We start from the raw sequence: 18,297 nt of genomic DNA, 5'->3' as shown, positions 1-18,297 counted from the left end.
TATAGCAACTATATAATGACTGACCAAAACTTGGTAGGATCATTAACTATTGATAACAAAAAACGCCTGCTATTAAACAGGCGTTTTTATATTTAGCTCCAAAGTATTTGCTAAATTATTTAACTCAATATTAAGCTATCATCTTCAACTTTTTCGCCGCGTGTTTGCTCAAACATATCAAGTAAATCGTGCACCGTCATATCTTTACGAATATCACCAGCAACATCTAGTACGACTTGTCCTTGGTGTAGCATGACGGTACGTGTGCCATGTGCCAATGCTTGCTGCATTGAGTGGGTGACCATCATGGTCGTGAGCTTATTGTCAGTCACAATCTTATCCGTTAACTCTAAAACAAAAGCAGCAGTTTTAGGGTCGAGGGCAGCAGTATGCTCATCTAGCAATAAAATCTTAGAAGGCTGCAAAGAGGCCATTAGCAGACTGACTGCTTGGCGCTGACCACCGGATAGTAGACCCATACGGTCGGTTAGACGGTTCTCTAAGCCCAATTTTAAAACGGCCAGTTTTTCGCGAAACAAATCACGGTTATTCTGATTTAGCGCAAAGCTCAGACCGCGTTTGCCACCACGTTTATAGGCCAATGCCATGTTTTCTTCAATGGTCAGAGCTTCACAAGTTCCAGCCATTGGGTCTTGAAAGACACGCGCGACCCAATGAGCGCGTTGATGGGCAGTTTTCTTAGTGACATCAATACCATTTAATAAAATTGACCCACTATCGACGCGCGTGGTGCCGCTTACAGCGTTCAAAAATGTCGATTTACCAGCACCATTGGTACCAATGACGGTCACAAATTCACCATCAGCGATGTTTAGATTAATACCACGCAGTGCAGGGTTTTCGATAGGCGTGCCCGGGTTAAAGGTCAACCGTAAATCAGTGGCTTGCATCATAATCGTTATTCCTTATTGTCTCTTCAAGCTTAATACGGTTATTTACCGTCTGTATTGGCTATCATTGAACGCGAACTTTGCGCGATAAAAACTTGGTTTTCGCTTTTGGTAATACCAAAGCCAATACCACGAGTAGAGCGGTAATCAAGTTTAAATCTTGCGGGCCAAAACCAATACTACGCAGCGTGTCGCTCGATAGCGCGACCTGAATAAACAGCTTGTATAGTACCGCACCGACGATGACCGCAAAGGTAATGAGCCAGATACGTTTGGCAGGAATGATAGTCTCACCGATGATAACGGCTGCTAGACCAATGACAATAGTACCAATACCGATAGAGATATCTGCGCCACCTTGGGTCTGCACAAACAACGCTCCTGCAAGTGCAATTAGGCCGTTAGAGACAGCCATACCGATAATGGTCATCCAAGAGGTATTAATGCCTTGCGCTTGGGCCATACGGAGGTTTGAACCAGTTGCACGCATAGATAGGCCAGTTTCAGTGCTATAAAACCAATCTAAGAATAACTTGGCAAGCAGTATGACCACACCAATAATCAGACAGCGCATCCAATACCCATTGCCATCTGTCACTAAGGTACTAAATACCGTGGTTTCACCCAGTAGTGGCAAGTTCGGCGCACCCATGATGCGTAGGTTGACAGAATATAGAGCGACCATCACTAAGATACTGGCAAGTAGTTGCAGGATGCCAAGTTTGACGTGCAACCATGCAGTGACGATACCAGCGACTGAACCTGCTAGCATACCAAAAGCGCATGCCAACCATGGATTGACACCAGCGACGATAGAGATGCCCGCGACGGCGCCGCCTAATGGAAAGCTACCATCAGCGGTCAAGTCAGGAAAGTCGAGGGTGCGGAATGAGATCAGCACACCAAGTGCCACTAGGCCATAAATCAGACCACTTTCAAGCGCACCAAAAAAAGCAATTAAAGACATAAGAGATCAATAAGTCATAACCAAGCGTTCAGCAATGCATGTTCTGATCATTAATTCATAAAATAAATAGCGTATAAACGCGCACTTATCTATAAATCTAACAGTCAGCTTTCGCTAAACGGCTAAGCGGTGAATTTAACAGATTAAGCAATCTGCGGTTAGGGTAAACCAAAACATATCACGATGAAAAACTATCATAAGCTACCTTGGTTCAAAGCTTTTATTCATAAATATTAGAGATTTAGATACTGCACAATGACTGTATAAGCAAACACGACCTTATAAGCAATGCCTTAAATAAAAAGCCATTAAGCAACAACCAGTCAAACCAGCACTGCTTAAACAAGAAGCCCAGCCTACTGACTCATAGCTGGGTTTCTTTTTTAAGCATTTGGCATCATAGCCTGACGTTAAGCGATAAAATTTGATTATATAGTCAAATTATCGTTTACCTAGCAGCTGCTAATAAAAGCCAAGTATAAAGGTGCGCTATTCTACCACTTCTTTTGCTTTATCGATAACTGCTTGTGGCAAAGTAACGCCTTGTTCTTTGGCATGATTTGGACTGACGTACAAATCAAGCATTTGCGGCGTATAGACAGGGATAGCGCCCGCTTTTTCACCATTTAGGATGCGTACCACGATTTTACCAGTTTCGCGGCCAAGATCGTAATAGTTTACGCCTAAGGCAGCAATCGCGCCGCGTTCAACCGAGCTGGTATCAGACGCAATCAGTGGGATTTTGCTTTCTTTAGCGACTTGATATAGTGACTCATAGGCCGATACGACATTGTTATCGGTTGAGGTATAGATCATATCGACCTTACCTTCGAGGCTACGAGCGGCCATGGCAATATCAGTACTACGCTGAGCAGGCGCTTCGAGGACATTGATACCTAGTGGTGTCAGTTTCTCTTTTAAGTTTTTTAAGATAATTGTTGAGTTAACTTCGCCCGGACTATAAACATAGCCGACGTTCTTTAAGCTAGGAATGATTTGACGCATCAATTCGATTTGTGGCTCATAAGGCAGTGCATCAGAGCCGCCAGTGACATTGGTACCAGAGCCATCTAGTTTTGTGACTAGTTTGGCTGCGATTGGGTCAGTGACTGCCGAAAATACTAAAGGAATGGTGCTAGTCGCCGCAGCTACTGACTGCGCTGATGGCGTACCAATCGCGATGATAACATCTGAATTGTCTGCGACGAATTGCTTGGCAATCTGTCCTGCAGTCGCTGTATTGCCTTGGGCGCTTTGGAAGTTCACCGTTAAGTTTTCACCGTCCTTAAAGCCGGCCTCATTAAGCTCATCGATGACGCCTTTGCGCACATCATCAAGTGCTGGATGCTCAACGATAGCAGTGATAGCCACCGTCTTCATTTCTGTGGCAGTATCGCCATTGGCGGCAGCATCAGTGCCGCTAGCATCTTGCGCTGGTTGATTACAGCCAGTCAAGATAGCGGTACAAACGCCGCCTAGTAGTAGCGCCTTACTAAAATTAAAACGTCCAAAATTTTGATACAACATAGGTCTCACTCCTGAAAATAATAATGTGTCCGTACATTATTTAATAATTAAAAATTAAGGGCAGCTGTCTATACAGATGGCTGACTGTTATTTGTCCGCACTCTGCGCTTTTTCGTCGACATTAATGGCATTTTTTAACAAGTCATTTGTCAAGCTCACCCCTTGCTCTGCCGCGTGTTTAGGGCTTGCGTACAAGGTTAAGGTATTCATCACTTCAGGCTTGATCGTATTGACTGCTTCGCCATTTAATACGCGATAGACCATTTTGCCCGTGGTACGGCCAAAGTCATAATCGTTGACACCTAGCGCCGCTGTCGCACCGCGTCTCACACTAAACTCGTCTGAGGCAATAACCGGAATATCAAGCTCATTGGCAGCACCAGCCATTGCTTCAAACCCTGACACAACGTTGTTATCTAATGAGGTATAAATGACATCGACGCGACCAGCAAGACTACGAGTCGCCATCGCAACGTCAGTTGGGCGATTGGCTGTCACATCTAAGATTTTCAGACCACGCGCTGGTGCGAGTTTTTTAAGTTGATTGAGTACCACTACAGAATTGATTTCACCTGGGCTATAGACGTAGCCAATGGTTTTTGCATTGGGCACAATCTTTAAAATATTGTCTAACTGCGGTTCAATCGGTAACTCGCTCGATAATCCAGTGACGTTGGATTGGATAGGCACATCATTTTCGTCAATGAGTTTCGCTGCGACAGGATCAGAGATGGCCGTATAAATAACTGGAACCGTTTTGGTTGACGCCACAATTGATTGGGCAGAGGGCGTCGAGATTGCGACGATGGCATCGGGATTGTCTCCTGCAAACTGCTTGGCAATCTGTCCTGCTGTCGCTGTATTACCTTGGGCGCTTTGAAAGTTGACCGTTAGGTTTTGGCCTTCGACATAGCCATTATCAGCCAGCTCATCAATGATACCGCGGCGCATCTCATCTAATGAAGGATGCTCGACGATTTGCGTGATGGCCAAAGTCTTGGCGGGCTTATCGGTATCAGCGACTGCACTCTCACTATTGGAGGCAGTGTCGGTAGAGTTTGAGCAGCCAATCAATCCAAGGGTGGCGCTGATAGCAGCACCATAGAGGCTCAAGCGTAAAGTAGAAGCAATAGTCATTATTATAGTAACTCATCGGTTATATCAATCATAAAAACCACACCAACATTCTCGGATTCGTTAAAACTACTCAGGGTAGTGTTTGGATTCGTCTTCGCTGTGTTTGATTTTTACAGATAGTATTGGAAAATGCAGGTTAGCCGAGTCAATGCTATGTTGATGCCAAGATAGCAGGCTAACAATAAGGTAATCGTTCCGTCGATCATTATGTTCATATTATGACAGTAATGTAAGTTATCGCAATAAAAAATTAAAGCGTATTCGTCACCCGTATTATTCAGCCATATAAGGATGGTTTTACTGAGCAGCTTCTGCATCTTTATGCTAGGGTCTGTTGAGCATTCAAATATGGTACTGGTAATCGCTTGCACTTGGTTTGCTTGTATCGAAATTATTGCCATTCCACTATCTATATAAATGACATAAAAAAAGACGCTACTTAGGGCGTCTTTTTTTATGTTTAATCTATCGCTTAACTGTCAATCAAAGACCCGCCATAAACTACGAAATAGCCAGCCAATCACATAAAGAGGAATCTCTAGTATGTCGATAAAGTACAACCAATCCCAGATACTCGAAGGCTCTGAACGACGGTTACGCCGTGACTGTTTGATATCTGTGGTGATAATAAACAACAACGCGCTGATAACACCACTAGCAATGGCTATAAATAGTACCGTTATATCTTCGGTAAAATACCAGTAAACCAGCAAGCCTACTGTTAAATAAAGGAGAATATCTGCTAACAGTCTCAGCAATACCACTATCATTCTCCAATATTTCGTGCATCAGCCATGTTAATTAAGCAAGCACATCACCAATGACGCAATCATCAGGCAAGGTCACGACCGTTAAGCCTGTTTTTGGATTGCCAGTTGATAAAACCATGCCTTCTGATATGCCAAATTTCATCTTACGCGGTGCAAGATTGGTCACGCAAATGACCTTTTTATTCAGTAATTGCTCAGGCTCATAAAACTTACGAATACCGCTAAATACATTACGCGGCTTGTCTTCACCAACATCTAATGTGAACTGTAATAGCTTGTCTGCGCCTTCGACATGATTACATGCTAAGACGTGTGCTACTTTCATCTCAACTTTGGCAAAGTCTTCGATACCGATATAGTCAGCCTGCTCATTATCACTACCAGTATTAGCCTCTTTCGCTGAGGGAGTGTTTTTCTTTGCTGACGTATTATCAGCATTAGCAACTGGAGTCGCAGTTTGAGCCAAAGATTCCTTTGACGCTTCAACCATCGCTGCGACGTCTTTTTCTTCGATACGCTGCATCAACGGTTTAAACTTATTGATTTTATGACCAAGCAACCATTGGTTACGGCTGGCAAAGCTTAGATCGTCAATGTTCAAAAACGCTTTAGCGTTGGCGGTTAGCTCAGGCAATACTGGCGCAAGATAAACCATTAATTGACGGAAGATATTAATCGCGACCGAGCAAACATCTTGAACTTCTTGCTCTGCGCCTTCGACCTTAGCAAGCGCCCATGGTTTTTTCTCATCGATATATTCATTGGCTTTATCAGCACATTGCATAATCAAACGCATGGCACGCGAGAACTCACGGTTTTCGTACGCGGCGGCAATTTCATCACCCGTTTTGGTGATGTCTTCTAATAAGTCTGACTCTACGCAAACCTCCGACAGCATACCGTCGTATTTTTTCACTAAGAATCCAGCACTACGACTGGCGATATTGACGACTTTACCCACCAAGTCAGAGTTAACCTTTTGCATGAAATCTTCTAAATCAAGGTTGATATCCTCGACTTTATCAGACAATTTACTAGCAAAATAATAACGCAAGTACTCAGGATGTAAGTGATCAGCATACGTTTCGGCTTTAATGAAAGTACCGCGCGACTTACTCATTTTTTCGCCATTGACCATCAAGAAGCCATGGGCAAAGACGCCGGTCGGCGTACGCAGCTCGCTACCCGCTAGCATCGCTGGCCAAAATAGCGCATGGAAGTAAACGATGTCTTTACCGATGAAATGATAAACCTCGGTCTTATGCTCGTTTTCTTGCATCCAATAACGATCAAAATCTAATTCGTTTTCAGTACCTTTGCGCTTATCACACAAGTTTTGAAAGCTCGCCATGTAACCGACCGGTGCATCGAGCCAAACATAGAAGTACTTGTCTGGCTCATCGCTTGGGGTATCTGGAATTTGGAAACCGAAATAAGGTGCATCACGTGAGATATCCCAGCTGGTCAGGCCGGCGTCAAACCATTCTTGCAGCTTATTGGCGACTGACGTTTGCAAGCGATTGTCACTACGTGTCCAATCTTTTAAGAATTGCTCAAATTCTGGTAAATCAAAGAAATAATGCTTAGAGGTTTTTAGAATGGGTGTGGCATCAGACAACGTCGAGTATGGATCTTTGAGATCTGTCGCGTCATAAGTCGTGCCGCACACTTCACAGTTATCGCCATATTGATCCAGCGCACCGCATTCAGGGCAAGTACCTTTGACAAAGCGATCGGCTAAGAATAGTTGCTTTTCAGGATCAAACAGCTGCTCGACATCCTTTGTGCTGATATGACCAGCATCATTGAGACGACGATAAATCAGCTCAGAGAACTGTTTGTTTTCTTCTGAATGAGTGCTGTGGTAGTTATCAAAGTTGATAAGGAACTTTGAAAAATCCGCTTCGTGTGAGGCTTTGACTGAGGCAATTTGTTCTTCTGGCGTTACGCCGTTGGCTTCTGCTTTGAGCATGATTGCCGTACCGTGTGCATCATCCGCGCAGACATAGGTGACCTGATGGCCTTGCGCTTTCATCGCACGTACCCAAATGTCAGTCTGAATATATTCTACAAGATGCCCCAAATGGATATAGCCATTGGCGTAGGGCAGCGCACTGGTTACTAGAATCTCACGCACAAAATCACCTATATTTTTATATAAACGGGTTAGTTATCAAACGTCTTGAGCGCTTTATGGCGAGCGGACGCGATATTGTCAATACTAAAGCTTTTAAAATTTCTAAAAAAGGAAAAACCAAAAAAGTGTGCCTATGATACCGTAATTCGGCCAAATTTGTGACATTCCTCAGTAATTAATACGTTAATCAATATAATCATTGGCTCTATTATGTCGATGGATTTCTATGCATTTATCAGGTGTCAATAATCTATTTTATTTAAAGAACATAGTCGTAAAGCGGCGATAAAAAACCCACCAAGCAATCTGCCAAGTGGGTTTTGAGTTTGCACATTAAAACTCATCGATATTCAAAGCTCAAGAAATTGCTTGAAGCTTAAACGGTTTCTAAAATGAGCCAAACATCGTCCCTAGAATAATAACCGCGACTACCGCAATTAATGGAATAATCATCGTGACCATCGCAAGATTCAAGTAGGATTGCTTATGGGTCAAGCCACAAATCGCGAGTAGGGTGATGACCGCACCACTATGAGGGAGCGTATCCAAACCACCCGCTGCCATGACAGCAACACGGTGCATCAGTTCTGGATCAATACCAGCGGCAACCGCCATTCTTAAATAATCTTCACCCAACGTCGATAGGGCAATACTCAAACCACCAGAAGATGAGCCAGTAATACCAGCAAGGGTGGTCATCGCGACCGCTTCTGAGATAAGTGGGTTATCAGGCGTTAGGTTTAAGATGCTGTCACGAATAATAAGAAAGCCTGCCAATGAAGCAATGACCGCGCCGTAACCCACTTCTGAGGCGGTGTTAAAGATGGGCAACATCGAATCATAAGTACCACGGTTGATGGTTTTTTGTAGATTATTCCAATGACCGATACGCATGACTATCAATACGATAATAGCCACTACCAATGAGATAATAATAGACCACAGCCCCAGCGAACCGGCGATATTTAAATCCGGAAACTGAGCTTGTAAGCCGCTAAAGTCTAGTGAAGGGAACACTGCATAAGTTAATAAAGCGTTTAAAGCGATGACCAGCACCAATGGAATCATTGCGACCATAAATGAGGTGTGATGCGTATTTAGCACTTCGGCTTCTTTTTTGGCTGCACCAACGCCGCCTACATCCTCTTCGTCATGCTGACCGTAGCCTTCACCCGCTGCATTGGCTTTTCTGGCCCGTGACTGTAGCCATAACCAACCACAAATAAACATAATCGTACCGCCGATAATACCCAAAATAGGCGCGGCAAAGACGTTAGTATTATAATAAGGAATCGGAATGGCATTCTGAATGGCTGGCGTGCCCGGCAATGCGGTCATGGTAAAGGTAAATGAACCTAAGGCAATCGCTGCTGGAATCAAGCGCTTAGGAATATCAGCGGCTTTGAACAAATCTTTGGCGATTGGATAGATAGCAAATGCTACGACAAATAACGAAACGCCGCCATAGGTCAAGATAGCGCAGACTAAGATAACCGCTAGAATAGCTTTGCTGGCACCGAGCTTTTCGACCACGGTATTGGCAATCGCTGTCGCCGCGCCAGAGTCTGCCATCAAACGCCCGAACAGCGCACCCAATAAGAAGATAGGGAAGAACTTAAGTAGAAACCCACTTAACGCACCCATAAAGACATCGGTATAGGCGGGAATACTACTTAAAAAATCCCCTGATAAAAATACCGCTAAGGTCGCCATAATCGGTGCTAATATCAGCACTGAGTAACCGCGATAAGCAAAGAACATCAATAATAATAAAGTAATGACAATAGCAAAGGTACTAAACATAATCGCCCTCCTTGGCAAAGTTCAGTCAGCGAGTATGCAGGGCATGTTTATCTGGGTCAATAAAATTAATCAAAATATGTGGTTTATGATGTTTTATTAAACATTAATCTAGCGTAGTTTAATATTGACTTGCCTGATATACCTAGCTACTGCATTGACCCATTCGTTCTTACGGTTATTCTCTTCTCGCTACGAGAATAATATGTTAACTTAGCATAAGTCTTTTAGTCATGATATATCGATAGGATGTGTATTAGTATAAAAGCGAAGATAAGGAGTGGTTTTGATAACGAATAATCAATGATGATTAACGTTAATAACAAAAATGAGACTTGCAAGGAGATAAGCATGAGTCAATCAAAAGTATATAGCAGTGCCGCAGACGCGATGAAAGGTATCATTAACGATGGACAAACGCTCGCTATCGGTGGCTTTGGTCTATGTGGTATTCCAGAAGCGTTAATTGAGGCCTTGCGCGACAGTGGGGCAAAGGATTTGACCTGTATCAGTAATAACGCTGGTGTTGATGAGTTTGGCTTAGGATTGTTATTGCAAACCCGCCAGATTAAAAAAATGATTTCCTCTTATGTGGGCGAAAACAAAGAGTTTGAACGCCAGTATTTAGCAGGTGAACTAGAAGTTGAGCTAACACCGCAAGGGACTTTGGCTGAAAAATTACGCTCAGGTGGTGCTGGTATCCCTGCGTTCTACACGGCGACTGGCGTCGGTACGCTCGTCGCCGAAGGCAAAGAAACGCGTGATTTCGATGGACGTACTTATATACTTGAACATACATTGCGCGCTGATGTATCGCTCATAAAAGCACAAAAAGCAGATAAAGCAGGTAATTTGATATTCAGTAAAACCGCGCGTAACTTCAATCCAGACTGTGCGATGGCTGGCAAAATTACTATCGTCGAAGTAGAAGAGATTGTAGAAACAGGCATGCTTGACCCTAATGAGATCCACCTACCTGGTATCTATGTGCAGCGTATCGTATTAAATAACAATCCTGAAAAGCGTATCGAAAAAATCACAACCAAGGCAGTCGAAGGCGCTTAGTTAAAGGTTTTATAGAAATAATTTTAAATGGTTAGATTAACAATAGAACATTGTCATACTATTGCTAAAAATTTGAGTAGCAAGGAAAACGAGTGAAAGTACTACCTCTAGTAGACTAAATGAGTTTGACACCGCCAATCATATTTTTTGGGGTAGTTATAAAAATAAGGAAGTTACCATGGCATGGACAAGAGAGCAGATGGCACAGCGTGCCGCAAAAGAGCTAGAAGACGGCTATTATGTAAACTTGGGCATTGGACTACCGACGCTAGTGGCTAACTATATTCCTGATGATGTGGATGTTTGGCTACAGTCTGAAAACGGCCTATTAGGTATTGGCGAGTTTCCAACGGCGGAGAATGTCGATGCAGATTTGATTAACGCGGGCAAGCAAACGGTGACCGCAGAACCGGGTGCCAGTTACTTTGGCAGCTCAGAGTCGTTTGCGATGATTCGTGGCGGTCATGTAAATCTGGCAATATTAGGCGCGATGGAAGTGTCAGAAAAAGGGGATTTGGCCAACTGGATGATTCCCAAAAAAATGGTCAAAGGCATGGGTGGCGCGATGGATTTGGTGGCCGGTGTGCAGCGCGTGATTGTATTGATGGAGCAAGTCAATAAACACGGTGAGCCAAAAATTCTTGCCAATTGTGAGCTGCCATTGACTGGTCAAGGGGTGGTCGATCGTATTATCACCGAACTTGCCGTATTAGACGTCACTGATAGTGGTTTGAAATTGGTCGAGCTGGCAGAAGGTGTGAGCTTTGATGAGCTACAAGAAAAGACGCCAGTGAGCATTGCTCAGTAGGAGTCTGTAATAAAGCTATTTGATAAAGGACTATAAAATATGGCGACCCAATTACATCAGGATTTGACCGGCAAAGTAGCGTTAGTTACAGGCGCTGCCAGTGGCATTGGCCGCGATATCGCTGAGACTTATGCTAAGGCAGGCGCTGCAGTTGGTATTGCCGATATTAATCTTGAATCAGCACAGCAAACGGTCGATGTTATCGAAGCTACTGGCGGTCGGGCACTGGCAATTGAAATGGATGTCACATCAGAAGACGCGGTAAACGCTGGCGTGCAGCAATTAGTTGATACCTTTGGCGCTATTGATATTCTTGTCTCTAATGCTGGTATTCAAATCATTGACCCTATTCATAAAATGGCGTTTGATGATTGGAAAAAAATGCTTGCTATTCATTTAGATGGGGCGTTTTTAACCACCAAAGCTGCTGTACAGCATATGTATAAAGACGATAAAGGCGGTACGGTCATCTATATGGGCTCGGTACACTCGCACGAAGCTTCACTATACAAAGCGCCTTACGTCACTGCCAAGCATGGTCTATTGGGGCTGTGTCGTGTGCTAGCAAAAGAAGGCGCTGAGCACAACGTACGCTCGCATGTGATTTGCCCTGGCTTTGTCAAAACACCGTTGGTCGAAAAACAAATCCCGCAGCAAGCAGCTGAAAAAGGCATCAGCGAAGAGTCAGTGGTGAATGACATCATGTTGGTCAATACCGTCGACAAAGAGTTTACGACGGTTGATGATATTGCGCAGTTAGCGCTATTTTTGGCAGCCTTCCCAAGCAATGTATTCACTGGTCAATCTATCGTTGCCAGTCATGGTTGGTTTATGAACTAGGACGTGTCCTCAATTCCAGCGATTGTATCTAAATGGGCTAAAAATGGCTAAATTTTGCCAAACATCGTCAAATAGCTGATTAATATCCTGATATTATTTCCGCTATTTTCCTCACTTGACTGCAATTTATCTCATTTTTATGAGCATTTTTAAAATGAGGACACGCCTTAGCTGAATGACGGATTAATAGGTTTGTGCGGGCGCTTTGATTGGTTTAAGAATCATTGGCTTGCTAATAAAAGCCCATTGCCTTAGCATCTTGTTTATATTAATTGGAGCCAATTAGATTGGCTCTTTTTTGTGAGTATTTGCTGCACCGTTTTGGGTTGCACGGAGTAACATGATGAATAATAAAGACCTTGCAGAGACTTTTGCAACCAAACTAAGCCGTGCCATCGAGCAGCAGCAATTCGAGCAAGCGATTAATCAAGTGCAAGAGTTGCGCCCCATTGATATCGCGGATGTGCTTACGCTCATGGCATCTAAACTTGCTTGGCAGCTGCTAGAACGTTTGCCCAATCGTTCTACGGTATTTGCTTATTTAGAGCCTAATATTCAAGTCGCTATGGCGCATGAGTTTCCTCGCGAAAGTATGGCAATACTAGTGGGCGAGATGCCCGCAGATGAACGCACTGATTTATACAAACATCTAAATCAGGATCAGCGTGATGCCTTATTGCCAGCATTAGCACAGGCGCAGCGTGAAGATATTCGCAGGCTTTCTGCCTATGAAGAACGTACTGCTGGTGCACTGATGACATCTGACTATGCAACGTTAGCGGCGCATATGACCGTCACTGAAGCATTAGCGGCGCTACGATTAGAAGCACCTGATGCCGAGACCATTTATCATACTTATGTAATTGATGATGAGCGTAAGTTGTCAGGGGTAGTGTCATTACGAGCATTAATACTAGCCGCTCCTGAACAATTAATTAATGACATTATGCTGAGCACTGTGGTCTCTTGCAATGTCAATGACGATCAAGAAGATGTCGCCAAAGTTGTGGCTCGTTATGACTTGATAGCCCTGCCAATTACTGATGACCATGGCGCTTTGGTCGGTATCGTGACCCATGATGATGCCATGGACGTTGCCAGCGATGAGGCTACTGATGACTTTCACAAGTCGGGTGGTGTCACGACGATGGTTGGCAGGCTTAAAGATGTCAGCATTAAAGTGCTGTATCGTAAGCGCGTATTCTGGCTAGTGTTTTTGGTATTTGGAAACTTGCTCTCTGGCTTTAGCATTGCTAACTTTGAGGAGGTGATAGCAGCCAATCTAGTGCTGGTATTTTTCTTACCACTACTGGTAGATAGTGGCGGTAACGCCGGCTCTCAGTCTGCTACGTTGATGGTGCGTGCGCTAGCGACGGGCGATGTCGTCATGCGTGATTGGCTCTCGCTATTAGGACGAGAAGCCATCGTCGCCCTGATGCTGGGTGCGACGATGGCCGTTGCTATCTCTATCATCGGTTATGTGCGCGGCGATGCTATTGTGTCACTGGTGCTCGCGCTTAGTATGATGTCCGTAGTCATGATTGGCTGCGTGATTGGCATGAGCTTGCCTTTTGTATTGAACAAAATAGGACTTGACCCTGCCACTGCCAGTGCACCGCTGATTACCTCAGTGTGTGATGCTTCTGGCGTGCTGATTTATCTGTTTATTGCTTCACAGTTTTTGTCTATAGGATAGCGCACGACAAACGGTCGCAGTAGCGCAAATAGTAACACCTGATACCAAGCTCGGTCTTACTGGCGTTGTGGTTTTTTTATACTTGTAATTCAGCTACACTGTCACGATAAAAGGTTTGGCCAAAAAGCTTATGGGCTATAATATTTATCCTATGCGCTACAGTATTCACTGAGTTGTTTGACCATACCCACCCACTTGTATAGGCAGTAACGGTAGCTATGTTTAACTTTATGAAGAAAAAAACCACTCACAATGAAACCCCGCAGCAAAAAGCAGAACGCGATAGTGCCGTGGACAAGGTACTGCTCGGCTATGAAGTAGGCACTATCAGCATTGCCACTATGGTCACGGGTCTTGAGCGCGACGGCGATCAGCTCACTTTAGATTTGCGTCTACCTGTAAATAGTAATCCTGAAGCCATTCAACAAGAGCTTGGAAAGCTGCTCTATCCGCACGGTATCAAAGCGATCCATATGAACGTCCGTCTGCCAGCACCAGCACCAGCGAAAGGGACAGGGTCAAGCTTACCGAAGGCCATGCCCAAGACCACCAATGCAATGGACGCCCAGAATCAGTCAGCATCAAAGCCTGATAGTGGCACTAAAACTGATACTGCTGCCGAACCGCCGATTACCAAAGCCGCGCCGACACAAGCATCATTGACAGCGCATCCGCGTATTCGCCATATTATCGTGGTGGCGTCGGGTAAAGGTGGTGTTGGTAAATCAACGACTACCGTGAATATCGCTTTGGCATTACAAAAGCTAGGCAACCGTGTTGGCGTGCTCGATGCTGATATTTATGGTCCTAGTATGCCAACCATGCTGGGCGTAGATAATGTCAGACCTGAGCTAGAAAATGAGCAGTTTATTCCTATCAATGCGCATGGCATGGCGATGTTATCGATTGGTAGCTTACTCGATGGTGACAATACGCCTGTCGCGTGGCGTGGACCAAAGGCTACTGGGGCGTTGATGCAGCTCTATAATCAAACCAATTGGCCGCAGTTAGATTACTTGGTCATTGATATGCCACCGGGTACCGGTGATATTCAGCTCACGCTAGCCCAGCGTATCCCCGTGACTGGTGCGGTGATTGTCACGACGCCGCAGCATATCGCCTTACTTGATGCGCAAAAAGGCATTGAGATGTTTAACAAGACTAATATTCCGGTACTTGGTGTGGTTGAAAACATGGCGCTGCATACCTGTAGTAATTGTAATCATACCGAAGCCATCTTTGGTACAGGTGGTGGTGAAAAAATCGCTGAGCAATACCATGTGCCGCTATTGGGACAACTGCCGCTTGCCAGTGGTATTCGTGCACAAGTAGATAAAGGTGAACCAAGTGTTTTGGCAGATGATGAGTTTGCGCCGTACTATCTAAACATTGCTAAAAATATCGAAGCCAATATTAGTAAGTTTGCAAAGCCTGTCGATGATAAGCGTATTTTTTAATGGTTTTCTAATGGCTCTTAATAGTGCTAATGGCTTTTATTAATAGCAAAATAGCCTAAGCATATAAAGTTTGAAAGGCTTGAATTTTAAACGGGGAATAGTATGAGCTTATTGATTTATCAACTTCATTTAGATGATACTCCAAAGCAATACAGGCTCTTAAAATTATTCCGCCCGCCGATATACGTGATTGAGCTCTCTAACAATCAAGCGAGTGCCGTTTGCTACTATAAAGATGGCAGTAGCAAACGCTATGAAGTCCATGCGGATTTCAGCAATCGCCGACTGGTGATTGCTGATTTTTTTAAAGCGGTACAAGCGATGACTGATCTACTGCTTAAATTTCCCAAACATCCATTTGGCATCAGTGCTTTTGCCATAGAAAATGTGACTGAGGAGCTGGCAGATGGATTGACGATGATAGAGATTAAAGCCATTAGAGAAACAGTTTGGGCAGCATCAGGACAGGCAAAAAGAAGGATTATAGGTACCACCGTCAGCTACCAAGGACAGGTAGTCTCTCAATGAACCATGGCTAGGATGCCTCAATCATGAATCAAAGTCGCAACGACCAAAACCAACAAGACTCATCAGCCAGCTCAAAACCAATGATACTTGATCAATTGATCCAAAACGGTCAGCCTATTTTTGGCATCTTTGCTCAAGTCAAAAGCATCAATTATCTGGATTATCACAGTTATCTTATTTCGCAAAAGTCCTTATCCAATTGGCGCAAAGAACTAAAAGCCAATCAATTCTGCTTTATTCAAATTATTCAGCCGCCGTATCGAGTCTGTTTAGCAGTAGCGACCATTAAGCTGGCGACCAGTGCCTTTGTATACCTTTATAACGATGAGACTGGTGAGCTGGAGGTATGTGAAGCCTTGCAACCTTTGACTCGCCATACGCAACTACAAGGTGATTGCTATCAAGGGCAAATGGTATTTACCCATGCCAAACTGACCGTTACTTTAGATTTTATGCCTGCACAAGTTAAAGTAGTGCTGGACAGCCAATACCTTGCACTCCATGCAACATTAGCACGGCAATCACAGCCACTTGCTATCTGTACACCAACGGGCAGACGCGGCTGGACGTTTACCCAAAAAGAGCCATTAACCGCTGTATCTGGACATATACTCGTTAAGGGCAATTCAAAATTTAATGCTGATGCTGTTGGTGCTTCCGATACTCAGGCTCAGCAAATAGACTTTACTGACACCACTATCGCCAATCTAGATTGGACACTTGGCTATATGCGCCACGAGACTAATTGGTTTTGGAGCTGTATTAATAGCTATTTGCCAGACCGTCGTCATTTTGCCCTAAATCTAGCGATGGGCGTCAATGAAACAGGGGTTAGCGAAAATGCGTGCTGGCTGGATGGGCATATTTATTATTTACCGTCTGTGATGTTTGTCCGTGATGGTTTAAATTTGCCAGCTAATGAGCAAGATGATAATGCTAAAACCATAGATAATACGCGACAGCCTTGGCGTATTTATCATCAAAACCTCGGTTGGAGTAATGTAGATATTGATTTAACCTTTACACCGATTAGCGTCTATAAGAAAACCGATAACTTTGGTATGCTTGCCAGTATCTTCGAGCAATGGCTAGGCTTTTATAGCGGTGAGATTCGCATCAAAGATGAGGTGATTAAGATTGATAAGGTAATGGGGTTAGCGGAAGACCATTTTGCTAAATGGTAGATTGTAAAATATAAGGTGAGGATCATTAGGTTATGGAACGTATTCATTTTAAAGTCGCCATTGCTCTATAAATTGAGCCTTCAATTCCGTATAATCGTCGCTATCAAAATACGATTCATATCATAAATTTTATTTTATAGCTGCTAAGGAACAACAATGTCTATCAAGTCTGACCGCTGGATTCGTAAAATGGCTGAAGAACACGGCATGATTGAGCCGTTTGAAGCGGGTCAAGTACGTTTTAATGATGCAGGCGAACGTTTGGTTAGCTACGGCACCTCAAGCTATGGTTATGATGTACGCTGCGCGCCTGAATTTAAAGTTTTTACCAATGTTCATTCAGTGATTGTAGATCCAAAAAACTTTGATGAAAAAAGCTTTATTGATGTCATTGGTGACGAGTGTATTATTCCACCGAACTCGTTTGCGCTAGCACGCACCATGGAGTATTTTCGTATTCCGCGCGATGTATTGACCATTTGCCTTGGTAAATCAACGTATGCGCGCTGCGGTATCATTGTGAACGTGACGCCGCTTGAGCCTGAGTGGGAAGGGCACGTGACTTTAGAGTTTAGTAATACTACCAATTTGCCAGCGCGTATTTATGCGGGTGAAGGCGTGGCACAGATGTTATTTTTTCAAAGCGATGCCGATGATGTTTGTGAGACCAGCTATAAAGATCGCGGTGGTAAATACCAAGGTCAACGCGGTGTGACACTGCCAAGAACATAATCGCCAAGAACATAATCGCCAAGAACATAATCGCCAAGAGCTAATTGCCAAGAGCTAATCGTTTGAAAGCTATTAATCTTTTAGACTGACAATAAAAAAGCTGGACGTATTCAATACGACCAGCTTTTTTATGCGTTACGGTTTATTCACTGCATCTTTATTTTAAAACTTTTAAGCCCGCTTTATTATCACGCTTTGGCTTGGGTACGGCTGTTGGACTTTTCTTAGCAGCAGCAGTCGAATCTTCTTCAGGCTGATAGTTGTCATATTCATTCGGATCAAAAAACATCCCTTGCGAGTTCTCTTTAGCATAGATACCGAGCACCGCTGTCAGTGGTACCCAGATCTCTTGTGACACACCGCCAAAACGCGCACTGAAATGTATATAGTCATTTTCCATACTCATATTACCAGTGGCGCGGCTGGCGATATTTAAGACGATACGACCGTCTTGCACGTGTTCGGTTGGGATTTGCACATTTTCAGCTGTCGCATCGACCATCAGATAGGGCGTCAGAGCATTGTCTTCTATCCATTGGTATAGCGCGCGTACCATGTAGGGACGGGTTGGCGTAATAGAGGTGGTTTCGCTCATCTGATGATTTCCTATACTAATGATTTTTTATAACTTGGATTCAACATTGAAGTGCAACGCACCCGAAGCTAGATTTTACCTCAAGAGGCGTTCTAAACCCTAGCACCTTTCTAGGTCGATTATTTAAACTGTCTTCAATCGAC

The 18,297-nt window shown here is 44.0% G+C and carries 16 protein-coding genes and 1 pseudogene; 8 read left to right on the top strand and 9 right to left on the bottom strand.

The window, feature by feature from the left end; translation table 11 throughout:
• Positions 1 to 119 precede the first annotated feature (119 nt).
• From HQR03_RS12760 to HQR03_RS12730, 7 genes are all read right to left on the bottom strand, one after another.
• Entirely contained in the window at positions 120 to 914 is a 795-nt protein-coding gene (locus tag HQR03_RS12760; RefSeq protein WP_025651418.1) for an ABC transporter ATP-binding protein, read from the bottom strand.
• Positions 915 to 975: 61 nt separating this feature from the next.
• Positions 976 to 1,878 carry an ABC transporter permease gene (locus tag HQR03_RS12755; protein WP_025651417.1) on the bottom strand — a complete coding sequence of 301 codons (903 nt, stop codon included), beginning with the start codon at positions 1,876 to 1,878 and terminating at the stop codon, positions 976 to 978.
• Positions 1,879 to 2,367: 489 nt separating this feature from the next.
• Positions 2,368 to 3,405 (bottom strand): ABC transporter substrate-binding protein, encoded by a 1,038-nt coding sequence (locus HQR03_RS12750; protein ID WP_173240394.1) that lies wholly within the window; start codon positions 3,403 to 3,405, stop codon positions 2,368 to 2,370.
• 87 nt (positions 3,406 to 3,492) lie between these two features.
• Positions 3,493 to 4,542, bottom strand: coding sequence for an ABC transporter substrate-binding protein (locus tag HQR03_RS12745; RefSeq protein ID WP_173240393.1), 1,050 nt, complete (start codon positions 4,540 to 4,542; stop codon positions 3,493 to 3,495).
• A 479-nt stretch (positions 4,543 to 5,021) separates the two neighbouring features.
• Complete coding sequence (locus HQR03_RS12740) at positions 5,022 to 5,306, bottom strand: hypothetical protein (RefSeq protein ID WP_101210619.1); 285 nt, start codon at positions 5,304 to 5,306, stop codon at positions 5,022 to 5,024.
• A 37-nt stretch (positions 5,307 to 5,343) separates the two neighbouring features.
• The gene (gene metG, locus HQR03_RS12735) at positions 5,344 to 7,449 is read right to left on the bottom strand and encodes a methionine--tRNA ligase (protein ID WP_173240392.1); all 2,106 of its coding nucleotides are present in this window, start codon (positions 7,447 to 7,449) and stop codon (positions 5,344 to 5,346) included.
• A 387-nt stretch (positions 7,450 to 7,836) separates the two neighbouring features.
• Entirely contained in the window at positions 7,837 to 9,252 is a 1,416-nt protein-coding gene (locus HQR03_RS12730; protein ID WP_101210621.1) for a GntP family permease, read from the bottom strand.
• A gap of 348 nt (positions 9,253 to 9,600) precedes the next feature.
• On the opposite strand from HQR03_RS12730, the gene HQR03_RS12725 reads away from it, so the two are divergent.
• The 8 genes from HQR03_RS12725 to dcd all read left to right on the top strand — a co-directional run bounded on the left by HQR03_RS12725 (position 9,601) and on the right by dcd (position 17,559).
• Positions 9,601 to 10,314: a CoA transferase subunit A gene (locus tag HQR03_RS12725; RefSeq protein ID WP_173240391.1), complete on the top strand. Its 714-nt coding sequence runs from the start codon at positions 9,601 to 9,603 to the stop codon at positions 10,312 to 10,314.
• 178 nt (positions 10,315 to 10,492) lie between these two features.
• On the top strand, positions 10,493 to 11,122 hold the full coding sequence (locus HQR03_RS12720; RefSeq protein WP_173240390.1) for a CoA transferase subunit B: 630 nt from the start codon (positions 10,493 to 10,495) through the stop codon (positions 11,120 to 11,122).
• A 39-nt stretch (positions 11,123 to 11,161) separates the two neighbouring features.
• Complete coding sequence (locus tag HQR03_RS12715; RefSeq protein WP_173240389.1) at positions 11,162 to 11,962, top strand: 3-hydroxybutyrate dehydrogenase; 801 nt, start codon at positions 11,162 to 11,164, stop codon at positions 11,960 to 11,962.
• Between the two features lie 343 nt (positions 11,963 to 12,305).
• Positions 12,306 to 13,658: a magnesium transporter gene (gene mgtE, locus HQR03_RS12710; protein ID WP_025651407.1), complete on the top strand. Its 1,353-nt coding sequence runs from the start codon at positions 12,306 to 12,308 to the stop codon at positions 13,656 to 13,658.
• A gap of 218 nt (positions 13,659 to 13,876) precedes the next feature.
• Positions 13,877 to 15,115: an iron-sulfur cluster carrier protein ApbC gene (apbC, locus tag HQR03_RS12705; RefSeq protein WP_173240388.1), complete on the top strand. Its 1,239-nt coding sequence runs from the start codon at positions 13,877 to 13,879 to the stop codon at positions 15,113 to 15,115.
• A 102-nt stretch (positions 15,116 to 15,217) separates the two neighbouring features.
• On the top strand, positions 15,218 to 15,643 hold the full coding sequence (locus HQR03_RS12700) for a hypothetical protein (protein WP_173240387.1): 426 nt from the start codon (positions 15,218 to 15,220) through the stop codon (positions 15,641 to 15,643).
• A 23-nt stretch (positions 15,644 to 15,666) separates the two neighbouring features.
• Positions 15,667 to 16,827, top strand: coding sequence for a DUF2804 domain-containing protein (locus HQR03_RS12695; protein ID WP_025651404.1), 1,161 nt, complete (start codon positions 15,667 to 15,669; stop codon positions 16,825 to 16,827).
• Between the two features lie 156 nt (positions 16,828 to 16,983).
• Positions 16,984 to 17,559, top strand: a complete 576-nt coding sequence (dcd, locus tag HQR03_RS12690; protein ID WP_011513914.1) for a dCTP deaminase — start codon at positions 16,984 to 16,986, stop codon at positions 17,557 to 17,559.
• Positions 17,560 to 17,716: 157 nt separating this feature from the next.
• On the opposite strand, the gene HQR03_RS12685 is transcribed toward dcd, so the two are convergent.
• Together HQR03_RS12685 and HQR03_RS14465 are read right to left on the bottom strand one after the other, a co-directional pair.
• Positions 17,717 to 18,154, bottom strand: a complete 438-nt coding sequence (locus HQR03_RS12685) for a ClpXP protease specificity-enhancing factor (RefSeq protein WP_101211313.1) — start codon at positions 18,152 to 18,154, stop codon at positions 17,717 to 17,719.
• A gap of 40 nt (positions 18,155 to 18,194) precedes the next feature.
• Positions 18,195 to 18,297, bottom strand: a pseudogene (locus HQR03_RS14465) (IS30 family transposase); the annotation flags it as partial.

Origin of the sequence: Psychrobacter okhotskensis (assembly GCF_013248965.1) — a bacterium.
Taxonomy (GTDB): Bacteria; Pseudomonadota; Gammaproteobacteria; order Pseudomonadales; family Moraxellaceae; genus Psychrobacter; species Psychrobacter okhotskensis.
The sequence above is the reverse complement of the archived record's forward strand: the minus strand, read 5'-3'. Positions and strand labels throughout refer to the sequence as shown.